At 53.6% G+C, this 1126-nt stretch carries 1 rRNA gene; it reads left to right on the forward strand.

The features are described 5' to 3' along the window. Positions 1-1126: ribosomal RNA gene (locus ACFPUZ_RS13215) — 23S ribosomal RNA — on the forward strand; the annotation flags it as partial.

Here is a 1126-nt window from a genome sequence, read left to right on the forward strand (position 1 = left end):
GTGTAAGGCTGCGTTAAGCCTCGGGGAGTTGTCAATAGAGCGTTGATCCGAGGATGTCCGAATGGGGAAACCCGGCCACCGTGATGGGTGGTCACCTCACGATGAATTCATAGTCGTGGTGGAGGTTGACGCGGGGAAGTGAAACATCTCAGTACCCGTAGGAGAAGAAAATAAATAATGATTCCGTTAGTAGTGGCGAGCGAACGCGGATGAGGCTAAACCGTGTGTGTGTGATACCTGACAGGGGTTGCGCATGCGGTGTTGTGGGATGCAACATCTACAGGCTGTCGACTGTGGGCATGTGTGTTTGTGGTTAGCGGAAGTGGTCTGGGATGGCCTGCCGGAGTGGGTGAGAGTCCCGTACGTGAAGACCATGGATACTGTGTTGTTGTTTTCCCGAGTAGCAGCGGGCCCGTGAAATCTGCTGTGAATCTGCCGGGACCACCCGGTAAGCCTAAATACCCAGTGTGACCGATAGCGGATAGTACCGTGAGGGAATGGTGAAAAGTACCCCGGGAGGGGAGTGAAATAGTACCTGAAACCGTGTGCTTACAATCCGTCAGAGCACTTCTTATGTGTGATGGCGTGCCTTTGGAAGAATGAGCCTGCGAGTCAGCGGCATGTCGCGAGGTTAACCCGTGTGGGGTAGTCGTAGCGAAAGCGAATCCTAACGAGGGTGTTGTTAGTGGCATGTCCTGGACCCGAAGCGGAGTGATCTACCCATGGCCAGTGTGAAGCAGAGGTAAGACTTTGTGGAGGCGCGAACCCACTTAGGTTGAAAACTGAGGGGATGAGCTGTGGGTAGGGGTGAAAGGCCAATCAAACTCCGTGATAGCTGGTTCTCCCCGAAATGCATTTAGGTGCAGCGTTGCGTGTTGCTTGCTGGAGGTAGAGCTACTGGTTGGTTGAGCGGGACCACAATCTTAGCAATGTCAGCCAAACTCCGAATGCCGGTTAAGTTAGCGCAGCAGTGAGACTGTGGGGGATAAGCTTCATAGTCGAGAGGGAAACAGCCCAGATCGCCGGCTAAGGCCCCTAAGGGTGTACTAAGTGGAAAAGGATGTGGGATCGCGAAGACAGCCAGGAGGTTGGCTTAGAAGCAGCCATCCTTGAAAGAGTGCGTAAT

The organism is Corynebacterium nasicanis (assembly GCF_042658165.1).
GTDB lineage: Bacteria > Actinomycetota > Actinomycetes > Mycobacteriales > Mycobacteriaceae > Corynebacterium > Corynebacterium nasicanis.